Source organism: Rossellomorea sp. NRS-1567, assembly GCF_050467885.1.
Classification (GTDB): Bacteria; Bacillota; Bacilli; order Bacillales; family Bacillaceae_B; genus Rossellomorea; species Rossellomorea aquimaris_C.
Genome location: NZ_JBITPL010000014.1, coordinates 98,264 through 117,866, shown reverse-complemented (window position 1 = coordinate 117,866; position 19,603 = coordinate 98,264). Strand labels below are relative to the sequence as shown.

The window sequence follows — 19,603 nt, the reverse complement described above, 5'->3', positions numbered from 1 at the left end:
CATTCTTTATTTAGGAATGGGAAGTCGTATTTCAAAGGTATGGTAAGAGCTATCTGTTACGAGGGAAAGGTCTCCTCCATGAGCTTGCACAATTTCTTTTGCAATTGCGAGTCCCAGTCCGGTTCCACCTGTCACCAGGGAACGTGAAGCATCCACTCGATAAAAACGTTCGAAAATAAGCTCGCTTTCTTCGATGGGAATCCTTCTTCCTTTATGTGAAAAACGGATAAGGTAATGTTCCTTCTCTATATAGCCGTCTATCCTTACCTTCTGCCCATTGTCATAATCCACAATATTTTGAAGGATATTGCTAAGGACTTGATTGAGTCCATCTGTGCTCCCTTCCAGAGTGAAAGGCTTAAGGTTGTAGTCCAATTCCATACCTTTCTCAAGAAATTTGACGTGAAAGATGGTGATCCGTCTCTTTATGAGTTCGTGGATGAGAATTTCTTCATGGTTGAAGTTCTTCATTTCTCCATCCGGGGTCCATTGATTGATCCGGCCGAGTTGTTCCAGCAATCGTTCGATTCGTGCCGTTTCTTCTTGAAGTGAGCGATACATCTCTTGGTCCCCTTCAATAACCCCTTTTTCAAGTCCTTCGAGATAGCCTGATAAATTCGTCAGGGGGGTTCTTAATTCATGAGACAGATCTCTCAGCAAACGATTTTGCTTTGCTTTTATGATAGCCGTTCTTTCTGATAGTTCATTGAAGGCATCATTCAGTTCTTTCACCTCATAGATCAGTGGATTCTTTAGCTTTGTCGGGTGCTTCCCTTTTTGCAGCTCTTGAGTTGCTGCGGTTAATTTTTTTAGAGGATGAATCAACCATTTTAATAAAATGAAATGAAATCCACCTGCAAGGATGAATGCCAAAATACTTACTTTCACTAAATACTGATTTAGAAGGATTTCTAAGTCAGTTCCTGTAATCTCTTGCTGATTCACTAGTGTACATGCATAGTTTTTAACAGTGAATCCTGCAATGACAATGACTATGGCAATGATGATTGTGTTAAGGAAAGTCAACTGGGTGAAGACCCCCCACACTTTTTTCCTCTTAAGCATCAAACTTATACCCCATCCCTCTAACGGTTTGGATAAATGGTTGACGCGTCAATTCTTGAAGTTTTTGACGAAGGTGGCGGATATGGACATCAATCGTTCGTTCCGAAACCACTTTTTGATTCATGTCATACAGGGAATCAAGAATCTGTTGTCTTGAAATCACTTGACCAGCATGCGTCATTAAAAAGTGAAGGATCCTGAATTCGAAAGTCGTTAATTCCAGGACGTCCCCTTTATAGGTGACCTCACCCTTCAAAGGCTTCAACGTCAACCCTTTCCTACTGAGCTTCTGGCAGCGTGTCCCTGTTCTGCGCAGCACAGTGTCCACGCGGGTAACGAGCTCAGATGGACTAAATGGCTTTGTGACATAATCATCCGCTCCAGCTTTCAACCCATAAATCCGCTCTTCTTCATTCGTTTTTGCCGTAACGAAAATAATGCCGATATCACTTTTCTCTTCTTCCCGTATCCACCTGCAAAGCTCTTCTCCTTGAGTTTTCGGAAGCATCAAGTCCAGTATCGCAAAGCATGGGTCATGTTCTTTGAACAGTTGTTTCCCTTCTTCACCATCACTTGCTTCAAATACCTCGTATCCTTCTTTTTCGAGGAAGAGCTTGATTAGCTTACGGATCTTCATATCGTCTTCAACAATCATAATCGTCTTATTTTGAACCTTCATACTATCCCCCTATGTTGAGAAGAGACTAAATACGGATAGATACGAGCTGATTTGCTGCATCTTCCCACTGAACACCAGAAATCCCAATGCAATCATCAATGCTCCATTGATTTTAGAAAGCTTTGGTAAGATTTTATTGACCACTTTCATTACGGTAAATGTCTTCGTGATCAGCAGTGAGATCAGCAGGAACGGTACCGCCAAACCAAGCGAATACACAATGAGCAGCACGACTCCCTGAGTCAATGTACTGCTGGCACTTGCTAGTAAAAGAATGGAAGAAAGGGTTAATCCCACACATGGTGACCATCCGCTGGCAAAGGCCATGCCCAGCAGGATAGAACCCACAGCTGTCCCTTTTTTCCTTGTTTCAAGCTTTCTCGTATCTTTCATTAAGAAAGAAAAGCTAAGCCAGCCCATCATCTGTAAACCAAATACAATAATCAGAATCCCTGCAATCTGTTCAATATAAATCCGATATTCTGAGAAAATCTCTCCAAGGAAGCTGGCAGAGGCCCCCATTAGAATGAAGATGAGGGAAAATCCTGCAATAAAACCAAATGACCTAAGTAAGACCACCGATCTTTCCACCTGCATTTGTCCTTCTCTTGCCTGTCCACCTGTTAAATGACTTACGTAAGCCGGGAGAAGCGGAAACACACAAGGTGAAAAAAAGGATAGTGCCCCGGCGGCTAATGCAAACCAAATCGATACTTCCGTCATACTGTTCACTCCTTTACATGAACAGTATGAACAGGAAATGTTAATGTTTGATTAAGATAGCTATCTTTATTTCCTGTATATCGATGCTCCCTACCCTTTTTTCACGACAATATAATAAACCGATGGATGCAAGTGACCTAATATTGTATGGAACCCGGATGATTGGAGCTGTCGATCGAGTTCCCCGGAAGAAATCCGATGATCTAAAGGTGGTCCCATTTCTGAATCTACCTTTTCCCAATCCAGGATCAGCCAAATTCCATCTTCCTTCAGCATATCGTGTAGATCCTGAAATACTTTGATCAGGTCGGGAACTTCGTGCAAGACAAAGGCGGATACGATTTTATCCAAGGTACCTTTGTTGAAGCTGAGGTATTCCAGGGATGATTTCACATACACGATATTGTCTACATTTTCTTCGTTTGCACGGTGTTTCAGGTATTCCAGCATCTCCTGCTGCAGATCTACTGCCTGGACCTTTGTTTCAACCGTTTTGGCAATGGGGAGAGTCAGATAGCCATTTCCACAGCCTAAGTCGGCTACGATATCGTCTTTATTGAGTTTGAGAAGTTCGAGTGCTTGGTCCACTGGTACGAGCTCCTGACGTTTTGGATCGAGGAGCTTTGAAGCTTTATGATGTTCGAATAAATCTCCTGTCATTTAGATTCCTCCGTTCGGTAAATATACCCTATTATGTATTAGTATCTTAAATTCTACATATACAAGCAAGTTATTTACTCATAGTGTATCCTATATGAGAATTATTACAGATTTACAGAAAGAGTGTGTGTCTAATCATTGAAATATGCACGAACTACTCCCATATGAGATGACTGTATATTAGGAACAAGGGCTTGAAGAGCAATTACTGCCTGTTACATAAATAAAACCGAATGCCGGATTGGATCCGCATTCGGTTTTTATGCTGCTTTTAATCCTTCTAAAATAAGCATAAAGTATGTAACTGTATTTCCACCACGGCGATGGATGATTTCAATGTCGTTTAGTATCCTCTTAACCTCTTCTGAGCCGAGATTTTCAATAATCATCTCGGTGATCTCTTCTGCTGAATATTCACCAACATAGGTGTACTTTAATGCAGTACGGTTCCTTCTACAAAAACTTCTTAATTGCCTTTTTAATTCAGTCGATTCCAACATCATCATCCTTACTACAGATTCAAATCCTACTATACTGGACATATAGATAAAAAAATCCCACCAAAAAGGCAGGCGAAATGATACTAATAAAGCGTCCTAATTAGTATTCATTGTAATCCATTGTTTTCGGTAACCCGGCGATCATTATTTTAAGATAAAAAATGGAAGACCCGTGGTTTTGCGTCCTAATTTTTCAATTAGTTTGCCTTTTCGAAGGACTATACAAATCAAGGTAATATAGTTGTCATTATACTAGAAGAAAAAGGATATGAAAACAGTCATGAGAATAATATTCCATTCCATTTCCTTACATCTTTATGTAATACAAAAAAAATGAATTATATCCATAAAAGAAACCCCGCTCATGGCGGGGTTTTCTAATTAAAAGTTAATATATTGACGTGGATTTACAGCATTGGATTTCGATGCATTCCATGAACCTGCGTGAAGTTCAAAGTGTAAATGCTGACCGAAAGAGTATCCTGTGTTACCCATGTAACCAATTCTGTCACCTTTGTTCACTGCTTGTCCAGAGCTTACTGATGAAGAAGCCATGTGGGCATAAACCGTTGTGAAGGTTTGACCATTAATTGAGTGAGTGATGTAAACTACATTTCCATAGCTTGAGCTGTACTGACTCTTGATGACATATCCATCAGCTGCTGCTGAGATTGGAACACTGCCTCTTGCCGCGATATCTGTACCATAATGGAAACGTTGCTTACCGTTCAATGTGTCCCAGCCAAAGTTTGTTGTAATCGTTCCATAAGCTGGAGCTGTCCAGGCACCGGCACTTACTGGTGCACTTGGAGCTGATGGGGCAGGGGCAGGTGCTGCAGAAGAAGAACCACCACCGCTATTGCTGCTCGCAGTTGCTTGTTGTTGTTCTGCTGCACGTTTTGCCGCTTCAGCTTCCGCTTGACGCTTGCGTTCGATTTCACGCTGGCGTGCAAGTTCTGCTAGACGTGCTTGTTCAGCCTGGATTTCACCTTCAAGCTGGTGTTCCATTTTAGAAAGCTCATCAGATTCTTTTTGAAGATCTTTTTTCTCCACTTCCAAAGAAGCCTGCTGCGCTTCTAGCTGCTTGAATAAATCCGCTTTTTTAGCTTTTTGACTATCAAGATCTTTTTTCAAAGACTCCAGACTTGCTTTAGTAGATTCTAATTCTGCAAGCTTGCCTTCTACTTCTTCTTGTTTCTTTTCTAATTCAGCCTGATCACGTTTTTGTTCGTCCATGATCTTCTTATCTGCACTTACGATTGTATTGACTGCTGTTACACGGTTGATGAAGTCACCGAAGCTGTCCGCGCCAAGTAGTACATCAAGATAGTTTGCAGAGCCGCCTTTTTCCTGGATGGCACGGGCACGTTCTTTTAATAGTTCGTTACGTTCTTCTATCTTTTTCTTTAGAACTTCAATTTCTTCTTTAAGTTTATTGATTTCTGCTGTTGTTTCGTCAATCTCTTTTGTTTTCTCGGTAATCTTTGTTTCAGTATCTTTTAATTTTGTACTGATTTCTGCAATTTGTGATTGGATTTCTTGTTGTTTACTGATGTTTTGGTTAATCTCTGATTTTTTCTCATCAATTTTTCCATTGATTTCCTCTTTTTTAGAAGAAATGCCTTCTTGTTGCTTCTGTAATTCCTCCACGGAGGAATGAGCGTTAGCTGTTGTCCCTAACGTTGGTAGACTCCCGATTGTTAATGCTGCTGCAATTGATAATGATATGAAATACTTCTTGTTCAAGCGGCATGCTCCTTTCAGCTTCTATCAACCTATCAAATTTTACACTTTTAAGAATTTACGTACAGACATAAAGCTTCCCCAAGCCCCAATCAGGCAACCCATTAATAGAATCAATCCGTTTACTTGATAGATAAAGGGGGTAAAATCTAATATCTGAATAAAATGGTTTTGTAGTTTTGGCTTAATAAATTCATAAGCATAGTAGTAACCTGTTGTGACAAGAGCGATCGGGATAATAGAACCTAAAATTCCAAGCCATAATCCTTCTAGAATGAATGGCCAGCGTACAAACCAGTTGGTTGCACCCACGAGTTTCATTATCTCGATTTCCCTTCTTCTGGCGACAATGGTGATTTTGATTGTATTTGAGATGAGGAACATGGCGGTAAACAATAGACCGATGATTAACACTAATCCAACGTTTCGACTCATTTCCAATACATTAAATAATCTTTCAATCTTCGCTTCACCATAAAGTGCTTCGTTCACACCTTCATACTTGCTGACTTCAGCAGCGATTTTCCCAGTTTCACGGGGATTTTCCGCTTTTACGATAAATACATCGTATAATGGATTATCCTGTTCGAATAACCTGAAATCGTCTCCTAAATCCTTTACAAGATTTTGAAGTTCTTCTTCTTTAGAAGAGTATTCTACGGATTCCACTCCACTTATTTGGTTAATCTTCTTATCTATTTTTTCTACTTGAGCTTTTTCAGTACCGATCTCAAGTAGTACGCGTACTTCAACGTCTTTCTCAATATCGGTTGCAACCTTGTTCATGTTTAGCATAAGTACCATAAATACACCAACAAGTAGCAGGGTTACAGTAACGGCACTCACGGATGCGAATGTCATCCAGCCATTACGTCCGATGCTTTTGAAGCTTTCCCTTAGATGTCGACCATACGTCCTAGCTTTCATAACCGTAATCACCTCGCTGTTCGTCACGAACAATTCGGCCATTTTCGATGGCAATTACCCGATGCTTGATGGTATTTACGATTTCCCGATTATGAGTAGCCATGATCACCGTTGTTCCACGATTACTGATATCCTCTAAGATGTTCATGATATCCCAAGATGTTTCCGGATCCAGGTTACCCGTAGGCTCGTCGGCAATCACAAGTTTCGGCGTATTCACGATGGATCGTGCAATCGATACACGCTGCTGCTCTCCGCCTGACAATTCATTCGGAAGCATTCTTGCTTTATGCTTTAACCCTACCAGATCCAGTACTTCCATGACTCTCTTCTTTATTTGCTTTGGATGTTCTTCTATTACTTCAAGTGCGAAGGCAATGTTTTCATAGATTGTAAGAGATGGTAACAGCTTAAAATCCTGAAACACGACTCCAACGTTTCTTCTTAAGTATGGAACTCTACTAGTTTTTAATTTTGCCAGATTAATACCGTTTACGATGATATCGCCCTTAGTAGGCCTCTCTTCGCGGTACATCATCTTGATGAATGTAGACTTCCCGGCGCCACTTGGACCCACAACATACACAAACTCGCCTTGCTTAATGTGGACGTTAAAGCCATTGGCAGCCATGACACCGTTGCTGTACTGCTTATACACGTCTTTCATTTCTATCATTTTAAAATCACCTAATTTGTATTATGTAGTTACCCTCTTGGCTGTTATCGACATATGTACGGTGTTTGAACACAACGACGTCTTTACCATAATTAGACACGAAATGGCGAAAAACCTCGAATTGCTCTCCCGAAAATTATTATAACATCACTTTGTCCGTTGTTAAGGAAAAAAATTATTACATTTACGTTTCAAAGGTTGAAATAATGTGTATATTTTACCTTTTTTATTGTCGGTTATACCTATTTACCGTTATAAATGTAGGTATTTTTATCTACAACCTGGTACTATAACCAAGTAAAAAAGTTTGATAGTGAGGGGATGCTAAACCTTAGGGTGATGCTAATCTGATTAAGTTACTAGGTTATAATTTTTTGCGGATTTAGTGCGGAATCTTTACAAAAACTATCAGATGAGCTTTTGTAACATATATTTAAAGAAGGGATAGGAGAAAGTTTGTGGATAAATCAAAAAAGAAGAATCCTCAGTTCAGGACTCTTCCTCTTCACTTACTTCTTATTCGCCAACCACTCTGCCACTGCTTCTGCTTCTTCACCTTCGATGAGTCCTGCAGGCATTTGACCTTTACCATTTTGAATGACTTCCAGGATTTGATCTTTGTTTAATTCAGCACCGATTTTATTAAGGGCTGGCCCCATACCGCCTTCAAGGTTTCCACCATGACAGCTGGTGCATTTATTGTTTACGATTTTTTCAGGGTCTACTCCGCCAGAGCTTGTTTCTGTACTTTCTTCGCCGCCGCCACCGCAAGCTGCAAGTACCAATGAAGCGCCAAAAACAATACTAAGTAGCTTTTTCTTCATTTTTTCTCCCCCTAGGAACACATTTTAGAGTAACGGGAAGTATCGAGGTCCGTCCCTCTATTACATAATTATACCAAGGTTAAACCCGTTTGAAACCTTCACCTAACACCTCTGAAGCGTCCATTGTGACGACGAAAGCAGATGGGTCAATGGTTTTGACCAGTTGTTTCAGTTTTGTGAATTCTGTTTGATCGACCACACACATAAGGATCGGGCGCTCATCGTCCGTATAACCACCGTATGCAGATAGTTTTGTTACACCACGATCAATTTTATTCAGGATTCCTTCACGAACTTCTTCCTGTCTGTTTGTAATGATAAGTGCCATTTTTGAACGGCTGATGCCGACCTGGACTAAATCAATCGTTTTACTTGTCACGTACAAACCGATAAGGGCATATAAACCACGTTCGATGTCAAACACGATCGCAGCAGAAAGAACAATCATTCCATCGATAAGCGCGACGCAGGTGCCCAAGGACAGCCCGGTGAATTTATTTACAATCTGTGCTGCAAGGTCCGTCCCGCCTGTAGACGCTTTACCTCGAAAGACGATTCCCAATCCCAGTCCTACACCAATCCCGCCGAATAAAGCGCCCAGCAGGGGATCTTCCGTCCACGGCTTCCAGTCTTCTGTTAAAAATACTACCAGCGGCAGGAAAACCGTACCGATGGCTGTTTTTACGCCAAATTGAAGGCCCAGGAAGATTAACCCTGCAATGAATAACGGAATATTAAATGCCCACTGAACAAAGGCAGGCTTCCAATCAAACACACCTTTCAAGATGGTCGATATTCCACTTACCCCTCCTGAAGCCACCTCATTCGGCAATAAGAACACATTAAACGCAAGGGCCACAATCGTTGACCCAACCACAACAAACAAATACTCTAACAACTTCTCTTTACGCGGATTAAATGCCTGCCCACGACGCCTCTCTTTCAAACCCATCCAGTACGACTCCTTTAACCTATGTATTTATAGTATGAGTACAACCTCTTCCTTTATGCAGAGTATGCAGAGGGACGGACCTCCAATTGGTCATGTCCTGAACCTCTGCGGATGAAGATTGCTCATAAATTTTGCTTGATATAGTTGAAAAGCATATGTATGAACCAGGTGAAGATTCACTTCTCCACCCTTCAAACACGCTCTGTATCAACCTTTGAGAGTATAGCATGGGTACTTGGAGGTGTAAATAACACTTCAATAACGTGGTAAAGCATTAATAAGTTGGGGTGTTATTGTGGTGAGGGACGGACCTTGAATAGTGAGTTGCTTTACAACATAATTTCGGATTTCTGCAACGGTGAATTGGATTCCGCTTTCTGCAATAGGTGATAATACCGGTAGTCTGCGTGTGCTTATTCGTGTATGTAAACTATATTCCCTGTTCATTTTTATACATATAACGGAAGGAACGAATCGCTTTTTGAGGTCCGTCCCTCAAAAAAAGCTGAACCCTCCAATTAAATGGAGGATCCAGCTTGATTGAGTATGATTATTGAATTTTGGAACGAAGGTATGCGTTGATGAACGGGTCGATGTCTCCGTCCATGACGCCTTGTACGTTTCCTGATTCTGTGTTGGTTCTGTGGTCTTTGACCATAGAGTATGGATGGAAGACGTAGGAACGGATCTGGCTTCCCCATCCGATTTCCTTTTGCTCTCCACGAATTTCGGCAAGCTCCTGTTCCTGCTCTTCGATTCGCTTTTGATAGAGCTTCGCTTTCAGCATTTTCATGGCTGACTCACGGTTCTTGATCTGAGACCGTTCAGACTGGCAGGTTACCACGACATTCGTTGGTAAGTGAGTGATACGGACAGCCGAATCCGTCGTATTGATGTGCTGTCCACCGGCTCCACTTGCACGGTACGTATCGATTTTAAGGTCTTCCGTACGAATTTCGATTTCGATTTCTTCATTAAACTCAGGCATGACTTCGCAAGACACGAAGGAAGTGTGACGACGCCCTGAAGAATCGAATGGTGAAATACGAACAAGACGGTGTACGCCTTTTTCAGCCTTTAAGTAACCGTACGCATTGTGACCTTTAATGGCAAGGGTCACACTCTTGATGCCCGCTTCATCTCCAGGAAGATAATCAAGGGTTTCTACTTTGAAACCTCGCTTTTCTCCCCAGCGGGTGTACATACGTAGAAGCATGGAACCCCAATCCTGAGACTCGGTTCCACCTGCCCCGGGATGCAGTTCAAGAATCGCGTTATTCTTATCATGTTCTTCGCTTAGAAGAAGCTGAAGTTCGTAGTCATTTAATCGTTTGACCAAATCACCCAGCTCTTCTTCAAGATCTTTTTGTAGTTCTTCGTCGGGTTCTTCTTTGATAAGTTCAAGGGTAAGCTCAAGGTTTTCATGGGATTCAAGCAATGATTTGTACTCATTAACAAGGTCCTTCAAACCGTTTCCTTCATTGATCAACCCTTGAGCTTTTTGCTGGTCATCCCAGAAATCGGGTTGAACCATGATTTCGTCCAGCTCTTGAATTCTGGCCTCTTTGTTTTCTAAGTCAAAGAGACCCCCTGAAGTCCGCTAATGTTTTAGCTGATTTTTCTAACTCTGCTCTGATTTCTGATAGTTCCATGTGTGGTCACCTCTATAGTTATTTGGGTTGTTGAATTTATTTTGTATTGATGATGGCTGGAATAGAGTGGCCGTGTATTATTAAACAGTAGTGGTTGATTTCCGCTCCAGGTGCTCGCTTTCCGCGGGGCGTGAGTTGAGCCTCCTCGGGCTTTGCCCTGTGGGGTCTCAACTTTCCCGCTATTCCCGCAGGAGTCGAGCACCTTCCGCTCCAATCAACTTTAAAATTATGCTATTACATAACCTACTTCAAAAACACTATTACAAGAAAAATCCAATTATTAGTAAACTCTATCCCAATCATCCATAAAAAACGGAAAAGTACCTGGCACTTATTTTATCAAAATAAGTACCAGGTAGCATCTCTTTATTTATCCAGTTATGCCGTGGCAGTGTTTGTATTTTTTGCCGCTTCCGCATGGGCATGGTTCGTTGCGCCCTACGTCTTCTTGTTTGCGAACTGGTTGTTTCTTAGCCTTACCGCCTTCTTCTTTCGGGTTCACCGCTTGACCTTTGGCTACTTCCTGACGTTCAAGATTGTTGCGGATTTCAGCTTTCATGACGTATTTTGCCACGTCTTCTTCGATTGCGAGTACCATGCTTTCGAACATGGCGAATCCTTCATGCTGGTATTCGCGCAGTGGGTCGGTTTGACCGTAGGCACGAAGGTGGATACCTTGACGCAATTGATCCATGGCATCGATATGGTCGATCCATTTCGTATCAACCGCGCGAAGCAGGATGACTTTTTCAAACTCGCGCATTTGCTCCGGCGTAAGTTCTTCTTCTTTTTCATCGTAACGGTGCTTCACATCTTCATAAATCAGATCCATCATTTTTTCAGGCTCTTTACCGCGTAGATCATCAACTGTCACGTCGTTTTCAGGAAGAAGATTCGCGTTCACATAATCAACGATGCCCTGAAGGTTCCAGTTTTCCATGTCTTCTTCTGCTGTATGGGCTGCTACCTGACGTTCGATGGCTGATTTGATCATTCCTTCAACGATTTCACGAAGGTTTTCCGAGTCGATTACTTCATAACGCTGGTTATAGATGATTTCACGTTGTTGACGTAAAACATCATCGTATTGCAGAAGCTGCTTACGAGCATCGAAGTTGTTTCCTTCCACTCGTTTCTGAGCCGATTCTACAGCACGGCTGACCATTTTACTTTGGATTGGCTGAGTATCATCCATTCCAAGGCGTTCCATCATGCTCTTCATATTGTCAGAGCCGAATCGGCGCATCAATTCATCTTCCATGGAAAGATAGAACTGGGTCACACCAGGGTCTCCCTGACGTCCGGAACGTCCACGAAGCTGATTATCGATACGGCGTGATTCATGACGCTCAGTACCAATAACGGCTAGACCGCCACTTTCGATGACGCCTTCTCCAAGCTTGATATCCGTACCACGGCCGGCCATGTTTGTCGCGATGGTTACGGCACCAGGCTGCCCGGCTTCTAAAATGATTTCCGCTTCACGTCCATGGTTTTTCGCATTCAACACATTATGGCGAACGCCTTTTTTTGTTAAAAGTTTCGAAATAAGCTCTGACGTTTCAACGGCAACAGTACCAACCAGTACAGGCTGTCCTTTTTCGTTCCGTTCTTTGATATCCTCGACTACAGCAAGGAACTTCCCTTCAATGGAAGCATAAATCAGGTCGGCACGATCATCACGAACGATCGGCTTGTTCGTCGGGATCACGATGACACTCATATTGTAGATATTACGGAACTCTTCTTCTTCCGTTTTCGCCGTACCGGTCATACCGGAAAGCTTTTCGTACATACGGAAGTAGTTCTGGAACGTAATCGTCGCCATCGTCATGCTTTCGTTCTGGATTTCAAGACCTTCTTTTGCCTCGATTGATTGGTGAAGTCCGTCACTGTAACGACGACCCTTCATCAGACGTCCTGTGAAAGAGTCAACGATGACGATTTCGCCTTCCTGAACCACATAATCCACATCACGGTGCATGCTGACGTGAGCTTTTAATGCTTGATTGATATGGTGGTTAAGGGTTACATGTGAAATATCAAACAGGTTATCAATGTGGAAAGCTCTTTCCACTTTGCTGATTCCGTCTTCCGTTAATAGAACACCTTTTGTTTTTTCATCATATGTGTAATCTTCATCTTTTTTCAGCGTACGTACCACCGCATTGGCCTGAATATAAAGCTGAGGCGTACGCTGAGCGTTACCGGAAATGATCAGAGGTGTACGTGCTTCATCGATTAAGATCGAGTCAACCTCATCAATTACGGCAAAATGAAGAGGACGCTGCACCATTTGATCTTTGTACAGGACCATATTGTCACGAAGGTAGTCGAAACCGAATTCGTTATTCGTACCATACGTGATATCCGCTTTGTATGCTTCACGTTTTTCGTCTTTGGACATAGAGTTTAAGTTAAGGCCTACAGAGAGTCCCAGGAAATTGTATAGCTTGCCCATTTCCTCGGCATCACGGCTGGCCAGGTATTCGTTGACTGTGATAACGTGAACGCCTTTTCCTGTGATCGCATTCAAGTAAACAGGCATAGTCGCTGTCAGCGTTTTACCTTCACCGGTTTTCATCTCGGAGATGTTACCGCCATGCAAGGAGGCACCACCCATAAGTTGAACGCGGTACGGATATAACCCAAGTACGCGGCGAGCCGCTTCCCGTACGACAGCAAAAGCCTCAATCATCATATCTTCCAGGTCTTCACCCTTTTGATAGCGCTCCTTGAATCGTTCTGTTCTTTCACGGATTTCATCATCCGTCAATCGCTCCATATCGGGGCCTAATTCTTCTATTTGATCAGCCAGTTTTTCAAGCCTCTTTAATTCTCTTTTATTCGCATCGAACACTTTGTTTAATAGACCAAGCATGTATAAACGCTCCTTTATCTGTGTTTAAATGAGAGCCGAACGTCACCAGTATAACGAAAGAAAATGAAATTCAGATGAGATTGTTGAAAAACTCATGTAAAAAGTCACCTATATCCGTTTTCAATCACTCTACTAAAATTCGCTACAAAATCCAAATATCCTCCCACAAAAACACGATATATTCCCTACCAATCTTACCACTATCCCATATGGGTTACAACTCAATGAGGGACGGACCTCTCAATCACAGAGCTTTCAAAGGTTGGATGCTTCACTAGCACACGGTATTCCTGGATGGCTCATGAGAGGCGAGATTCGTCACCTCTAGAAATAGCGTCGATTCAGGTTGAGGGACGGACCTCACCTACTATATAAATCCGTCTAGCATTGGCGACCCTATTGCAATTCCACATAAAATTGGTGAAAAGTGAGGTCCGTCCCTCAAAAACAAAAAAGCCGCCTTTGCAGACGACTTGTAGGTGTTGTGTATTGGTCAGGCTTTAGTTTCTTTCAGTAGTTCGTAGACGGTGTCCTGGTAGCTTTCCCAGATTTGTTTGCTTCGTCTGGAGATGCTGTTAGCGGAGACATCGAAGTATTCTGCCAGTTCTTTTTGAACGTGGCGGATACTGATTTCGTCGATGTTTTTCGCCATGTCCACCAGTGCTCCCGAGTAGATTTTCGGATTACGGATCGTTGGGCGCTCTGTGTAGAAGTATTTTTCCAATACGGCTACCAGCAGCTCACTTTCTTTTTTGTCTTCCCCTTTTTCATTCAGGAAGTTTTGAAGGGATGTGATCGCTTCAACGTATTCCGGCGTTTTCCAGATTTCTACTCCTTCGATCGCTTCTTCGGCTTTCTCATCCGAATCCTTGGAAGTATCTGTTTCATCCGTGGCTTTAGTAGATGCTGCTGCTTTTCCGGCCTTTTTCTTTTCAGCACTATAAAGAACGAATCCGACATCTGCTATTTCCAAGTACTGCCCTGATAAGTAGTCATGCAGACTTTCAAACTCACCTTGTTCAAATCGGATTTTCACCAGTTCCATCGCTGCTTTCTCAATCGCAGGATAAATGAAGTACTGAGCGAATGGAAGATACTTCTCCCCATTCGGCAACAAAAGCCCCAAGAAGAAACTATTCTCTTCTAACTTACCGAACTTTTCCGTTACAATCAGCACATCACCAGTGATGGCTTCTTCCACACGTAACGTATGGTCATCCAGCTTCTCTACGGTACCTGCCGTCACACGCACGTTTTTCCAAGACTCCAGTACTTCAGCTGTCTGAGGACGAGTCACCGTGCTCAACTGCTTATCAACAAAGCGTTCGATCAAACGAACACCGTCAGCATCCTTTTGAGTTGCTCCGTACCAGCTGACAAATGCCATTTCATAAATATCCGGATCCGCTTGCATCAGATCCATTTTCGCCAGGTAGTGGTGATAGGATTCTTCCATCTCTGTTGACTGTGCCGTAGCAATATAATCATAGAGCTGCGCCTGAAGCACATCAAGCTCCTGATTCACCAGCATATTTATATTCACAACATTTTCTTTTTCACAGCATTTCTTATATTTTTTCCCACTGCCGCATGGGCATGGTTCGTTTCTTCCGACTGTACTCATGTTTGTATTTACCTCCAACTTCTTGAGTCCCGTACACAAATGTTCATTATATAACATTTGAAGCGTTCCTTAAACTGTTTTAGAACAAGAAAAAAGAACCAATCGCTTTTGGATTGGTTCTTTTAATTTCTATCGTCCTTGTTTCTTCATATAATCCAACACATCCAGATCAATATAACTCTCATCCTGCTCCCGCATTTCAAAGTTTTCTGTATGGAGATAGTCTTTCAAGCTCTGGTGAAGAGACTGTCTTTCTTTTGCATAGCCAAGACGGGTGAGTTCCCGCTCCACTTCATCATGGATTTCACCTTCCAGCAATACGACTCTACCAGGCTCTGACTCTTTAAAATAGAGCTGATGCATCAAGTAGATTCGTTTCAATTCCTTAATGGGAGACGCGTGATCATCCACCCTGAGATCAATGTACCGATCATTGAAGCCACCATATCCACCGCTTTCCTTCACTACTAAAAGCGCAGCGGACTGCATGCCCCGGGAATCACCACCAGCTTCCTGCCCGGCGTCGAGTGCATGAAGTAATCGTTCAGCCAGAGATCCAGTCGTCGACTCAAATGTCTCTGCCATCGCCTTTACGGTATTCTCATCAACTAAAATATTTCCTTGAGCAGCAAAGTGTTTTCCAGTTTGTCCCCCGGCCCAATCATAGCATCCTTCCCCTGTAAAAGTAGCAGCATTTCCACCAGCATCAATCAATCCCACCTGGCGTAATGGACGCTCGGGATCATCCTTAGTGATGATATCCAGCGCTTCCTCTGCCGTCTTTCCTTCTTCCATTAATTGAAGTGCATGAGGTCCGTACGAAGTATTCGCGTAAGACTGAGTCGCCACGGCTCCCACTCCTGCTTTCGCAAAAGGTACGACAGAACCAACACCGAGGAATTTGGACTGTACCGCAATCCCCCACTCTTTCTCTTCCGGGTCATAGCCTACAATGGAATACGTCATGGTGAAGTCCTCCTTTAAATTAAAGCGTCAGGATTTAATCCTTTTAGCTCTTCTACTACAAATAACCCATCTTTCCGAATTAAAACATCATCGAAGTAAATTTCTCCACCGTCATATTCCGGACGCTGGATGCAGACCATATCCCAATGCACGCTCGAACGGTTTCCATTATCCGCCCCTTCATAGGCCTGTCCTGGTGTGAAATGGAAGCTTCCGTTTATTTTTTCGTCAAATAAAATATCCAGCATCGGCTCATTGATCTTCGGATTCACACCAAGAGCAAACTCCCCAATGAAACGGGCACCTTCATCTGTATCCAGAATATCGTTCAATTCCTTCGTTTTATCTGCCGTTGCTTTCAAGATCTTTCCGTTTTCAAATGTCAAAGAAACATTGTTAAAAGAAAATCCGCGATACAGTGTCGGTGTATTGTATGTAATCGTCCCATTTACACTATCCTTCACGGGAGCCGTATACACTTCCCCGTCCGGAATATTCCGCTCTCCAAAGCACATGACAGACGGTATATCCTTGATGGAAAACGTAAGGTCCGTCCCTTCGCCGGTAATCCGTACTTTATCGGTTTTATCCATCAGCTCTTTAAGAGGCTTCTGGGCTTCTTCCATCTGCTTGTAGTCGACTGTGCAGACTTCCAGAAGATAATCGAAGAACGTGTCATAGCTCATCTTCGCTTTTTGGGCGAGTGACGGGTTTGGATAGTTTAATAGAGCCCATTTCTTATTTTGAATGAGATAGTCATTGGATTCTTTCATATGCGGCATGAGGAGCTGCCACTGTTCGGCCGGCACTTCACTCATCTCTGCATCATTTGCTTCGCTTGAAATATTGAGAAACGCGTCGATATCCTGATATTTTTCCATATTCCATTTATTTTGCAGAATCATCTGTTCCGGTTTCGCATGAGTGGCCATGATACGCAGTAGCTCCTGATCGCCGAGCTCATAGTATGGAATCACCCCCATCTCATACGCTTTCTGAAGAACCTCCTTTACAAGCGGTTTTGTCGAATGCTCTCCCATTATAAAGAGCTTCTCCCCTTCTACTAATTTCAAGGAATGGGTAAGCAGTACCTCTGCCAACCTCTCTAGTCTTGGATCTCTCACTTGGTATCCCCCTAAATTTTGTCTACCTTCAAACTTCGACAAAAAATGGAAAAAACCTCCTTTAGAAATGAAAAATCCTGCGGTCTCAGTGACCGCAGGATTTAAGGCTATTAGTTTGTTTCGATCAAGCCATACTTCCCGTCACGACGCTTGTACACAATATTCGTTGCGTTAGTCTCTGCGTCTGTGAAGATGAAGAATGTGTGACCCAGCATGTTCATCTGAAGGATCGCTTCTTCGCTGTCCATCGGTTTAAGATTGAACTGCTTCGTTCTTACTACTTCCGTATCGTCCTCTTCCTCCAGTTCAACCGCAGCTGCACCATTTGGAGAAACGTGATTCAGATCTTCCTGAGCCGCGAAGAATTCCTTCGGGCTGCCCTTCTCACGCATTTTACGGTTCACTCTTGTTTTATGTTTGCGAATTTGACGCTCCAATTTATCTACAATCAGATCAATGGCCGCATACATATCCGTGTTGCGTTCCTCTGCACGTAACACTAATTGCGGCATTGGAATAGTCACTTCAGTTTTCGTATTTTTATCAGGATACACTTTTAAATTAACATGTACATTTGCATCAGGAGTTTCATTAAAGTAACGGTCTAACTTGCCAATCTTCTTCTCCACATGTTCGCGAATCGCTGGAGTTACCTCAATGTTCTCGCCTCGAATGTTGTAGTTCAACATGTAAACTCCTCCTTTTAAAAATAAAGCTATGTTTATATATTCTCCATTCCCTTAATTATTCCTTCTTAAACTTTCTAAATTTTTTGTCAATTTTTCGTAAAGTTTGTAATAAGGTGTCGAGAGTATTGATGGATCAGGGATTGGAGAATGAAAGAGTGAGGTGAGGGTTGCGAGTATGTAGGGTTCACCTTTCACTCTTTATATTATTATTTTCTCATTTTTTGAGGAGATTAAACGGTGGGAATTTGGAGGTTTTGTGAATGGTTTGGGGCGGATTTGTGAAGGTGTGAGTTGACGCTTTGGTGTGTTAGATTTTTTGGTACCTGGTACAATCAATTCACTAAACATCCACATCCCGCCGCCCAAAATACCACCCAGCCACTCCACCAAACCCAATCAAATACACCACAATCACCCCAACAGAAAACATAAACGTCATCCCTTCAAAAGGTGGAGTTCCGAAGAAATACTGCTGTAAATCGGTATTGGCAAACAACAAATACCTCCCCCATTCCATTCCCCGCTCATTCATGACAATCAATAACGTTCCTGCGGAAAACGTCAGAAAGAGAGTCGTTCCAATGGCAAAGGAACTGCTTCTCGTCAGCACAGACAGAGTAAAAGCCACAGAACAGATGACAATCAGTTCAAGAAATCTCAGGACATAAGCACCCGCTACCAGGAAAAAGTTTACGTTGAATTCAAAGAAGCTGTCGTAGAACCACAGGGCGCCCAGTACGGCCGAAAATAAGAAATGGGCAGAAGTAAGAGTTGTTGCTATGACGATAACGGCTAAGTATTTGGAGAGCAGTATCTTCACACGGTTAACCGGACGTATGAGCAGCAGCTTGATGGTACCTGACGAAAACTCATTGGATACGATGTCACCTGCTATGATGAGGCAGAAGACTTGTAGGACGATTATAAAGTTAGAGCTGATTCGCATATACTCCCAGAAGGAGAATTGGATGCCTTCGAATAGCATGTAGACGAATAGAGATGCGATGGAGTTGATGAATACGATGATCCCAAGCGAAATCCACATGCGGGGACGGGATAGTTGTTTTAAGAGTTCATTAGTGACTAGGTTGATCATGTGTCTTCATCCGTTTCGTAATTGATTTGCCAGTTTCTTGGGAGCCACTCTCAAATAACCTTCGTGAATCAAGGCTACAATTGCTTGCCATCCTACTTCCTCTGTCTCTACTAGCACCCAGCCATGCCTTCCGATAAATGGCGCTTTAGTGTAGCCTTGCTGATCGAGTAAGATTTCTTGAGTGGTGGGGAGCGTTTTGATGGATAGGGAGAGATTATTCTCCTCTCCAATGATCACAAATGGCTTGTCCTTCACCCGGAAAGAAGTGTGACCGAAGCCGTCTATGTGTTCATGAACTTCAGGGTAGGTTACGCAAAGACTTCTGATTTCATCTACCAGACTATTTTTCATCAAGTCTTCCTCCAGCATTTTTCTATAATTATAGCATGAGAGTATTTGGAAAAAGAAAAAAGCCTCGAAGATTCGAGACTTAGTGTGTTAGATAAGGATTTAGTTCGTTTTCAATCGACGGTTTCCATTTAGAAAAGGCTGGTGACAGTTTTTCCTGCACGATACTTTGTTTGACTGAGTTGTTGTTTAACTGTCCGTCCAGTTTCCATGCCTGATCCGTCACCGTATCAAATCCGGTTAGAGCTTGCTGAATGTCTTCCCGTCCATCAAAAATTTCTTTCAACAAGAGATTGCTTTCTGAAATCTGACCGATAGCCATGAAGACATCCGAAAGAACCCGGTCCCCTTCTGTTTTGCTTAAATTCGTGAAGCTTGCTTCGACATACATCAGTGCTTCTTCGATTGTGTCTAGCATTCCGACGTATTGGCTTACCAATTCGTACTGTTTTTCGTCTAATTTCGTTGTCAAAG

General features: G+C 42.7%; 19 protein-coding genes and 1 riboswitch. All 19 genes read right to left on the bottom strand.

Annotated features, from left to right (window positions below; genetic code table 11):
• Window positions 1–6: 6 nt before the first annotated feature.
• Window positions 7–1,065, bottom strand: a complete 1,059-nt coding sequence (locus ACIFOD_RS08500) for a HAMP domain-containing sensor histidine kinase (RefSeq protein ID WP_430314276.1) — start codon at window positions 1,063–1,065, stop codon at window positions 7–9.
• The gene (locus ACIFOD_RS08495; protein WP_430314275.1) at window positions 1,058–1,744 is read right to left on the bottom strand and encodes a response regulator transcription factor; all 687 of its coding nucleotides are present in this window, start codon (window positions 1,742–1,744) and stop codon (window positions 1,058–1,060) included. Before ACIFOD_RS08495 ends, ACIFOD_RS08500 begins: the two co-directional genes overlap by 8 nt.
• Before the next feature lie 9 nt (window positions 1,745–1,753).
• A complete protein-coding gene (locus tag ACIFOD_RS08490; RefSeq protein WP_430314274.1) occupies window positions 1,754–2,467 on the bottom strand; it encodes a cytochrome c biogenesis CcdA family protein in 714 nt (237 codons plus the stop codon).
• Between the two features lie 90 nt (window positions 2,468–2,557).
• Entirely contained in the window at window positions 2,558–3,127 is a 570-nt protein-coding gene (locus ACIFOD_RS08485) for a class I SAM-dependent methyltransferase (protein WP_430314273.1), read from the bottom strand.
• Window positions 3,128–3,387: 260 nt separating this feature from the next.
• Entirely contained in the window at window positions 3,388–3,669 is a 282-nt protein-coding gene (locus ACIFOD_RS08480) for a hypothetical protein (protein WP_430314272.1), read from the bottom strand.
• Window positions 3,670–3,752: 83 nt separating this feature from the next.
• A riboswitch (cyclic di-GMP riboswitch) is annotated at window positions 3,753–3,844 on the bottom strand.
• Between the two features lie 164 nt (window positions 3,845–4,008).
• The gene (locus ACIFOD_RS08475) at window positions 4,009–5,373 is read right to left on the bottom strand and encodes a murein hydrolase activator EnvC family protein (protein WP_430314271.1); all 1,365 of its coding nucleotides are present in this window, start codon (window positions 5,371–5,373) and stop codon (window positions 4,009–4,011) included.
• A 39-nt stretch (window positions 5,374–5,412) separates the two neighbouring features.
• A complete protein-coding gene (gene ftsX / locus ACIFOD_RS08470) occupies window positions 5,413–6,297 on the bottom strand; it encodes a permease-like cell division protein FtsX (protein ID WP_397552716.1) in 885 nt (294 codons plus the stop codon).
• Window positions 6,287–6,973, bottom strand: coding sequence for a cell division ATP-binding protein FtsE (gene ftsE, locus ACIFOD_RS08465; RefSeq protein ID WP_397552715.1), 687 nt, complete (start codon window positions 6,971–6,973; stop codon window positions 6,287–6,289). Before ftsE ends, ftsX begins: the two co-directional genes overlap by 11 nt.
• Before the next feature lie 509 nt (window positions 6,974–7,482).
• A complete protein-coding gene (gene cccB, locus ACIFOD_RS08460; RefSeq protein WP_430314270.1) occupies window positions 7,483–7,797 on the bottom strand; it encodes a cytochrome c551 in 315 nt (104 codons plus the stop codon).
• A 79-nt stretch (window positions 7,798–7,876) separates the two neighbouring features.
• On the bottom strand, window positions 7,877–8,749 hold the full coding sequence (locus tag ACIFOD_RS08455) for a YitT family protein (RefSeq protein WP_428976027.1): 873 nt from the start codon (window positions 8,747–8,749) through the stop codon (window positions 7,877–7,879).
• A 550-nt stretch (window positions 8,750–9,299) separates the two neighbouring features.
• Window positions 9,300–10,401 (bottom strand): peptide chain release factor 2 gene (prfB, locus tag ACIFOD_RS08450; protein WP_156142358.1). Its coding sequence is split into 2 segments (ribosomal slippage): window positions 9,300–10,328 and window positions 10,330–10,401, totalling 1,101 coding nucleotides; the frame shifts between segments, so codons are not numbered across the junction.
• A gap of 370 nt (window positions 10,402–10,771) precedes the next feature.
• Complete coding sequence (secA, locus tag ACIFOD_RS08445) at window positions 10,772–13,282, bottom strand: preprotein translocase subunit SecA (protein ID WP_430314269.1); 2,511 nt, start codon at window positions 13,280–13,282, stop codon at window positions 10,772–10,774.
• Window positions 13,283–13,775: 493 nt separating this feature from the next.
• Window positions 13,776–14,906: a YecA family protein gene (locus ACIFOD_RS08440; protein WP_430314268.1), complete on the bottom strand. Its 1,131-nt coding sequence runs from the start codon at window positions 14,904–14,906 to the stop codon at window positions 13,776–13,778.
• A 129-nt stretch (window positions 14,907–15,035) separates the two neighbouring features.
• The gene (locus ACIFOD_RS08435; protein WP_430314267.1) at window positions 15,036–15,872 is read right to left on the bottom strand and encodes a DUF1028 domain-containing protein; all 837 of its coding nucleotides are present in this window, start codon (window positions 15,870–15,872) and stop codon (window positions 15,036–15,038) included.
• A gap of 14 nt (window positions 15,873–15,886) precedes the next feature.
• Entirely contained in the window at window positions 15,887–16,996 is a 1,110-nt protein-coding gene (locus ACIFOD_RS08430) for an aminopeptidase (protein ID WP_430314266.1), read from the bottom strand.
• A gap of 110 nt (window positions 16,997–17,106) precedes the next feature.
• Window positions 17,107–17,685 (bottom strand): ribosome hibernation-promoting factor, HPF/YfiA family, encoded by a 579-nt coding sequence (hpf, locus tag ACIFOD_RS08425; protein WP_113971339.1) that lies wholly within the window; start codon window positions 17,683–17,685, stop codon window positions 17,107–17,109.
• A 340-nt stretch (window positions 17,686–18,025) separates the two neighbouring features.
• Complete coding sequence (locus tag ACIFOD_RS08420; protein WP_430314265.1) at window positions 18,026–18,781, bottom strand: ABC transporter permease; 756 nt, start codon at window positions 18,779–18,781, stop codon at window positions 18,026–18,028.
• Between the two features lie 6 nt (window positions 18,782–18,787).
• Window positions 18,788–19,132: an MmcQ/YjbR family DNA-binding protein gene (locus ACIFOD_RS08415; protein ID WP_430314264.1), complete on the bottom strand. Its 345-nt coding sequence runs from the start codon at window positions 19,130–19,132 to the stop codon at window positions 18,788–18,790.
• A gap of 79 nt (window positions 19,133–19,211) precedes the next feature.
• Complete coding sequence (locus ACIFOD_RS08410; protein ID WP_430314263.1) at window positions 19,212–19,601, bottom strand: hypothetical protein; 390 nt, start codon at window positions 19,599–19,601, stop codon at window positions 19,212–19,214.
• Between the last annotated feature and the right edge of the window lie 2 nt (window positions 19,602–19,603).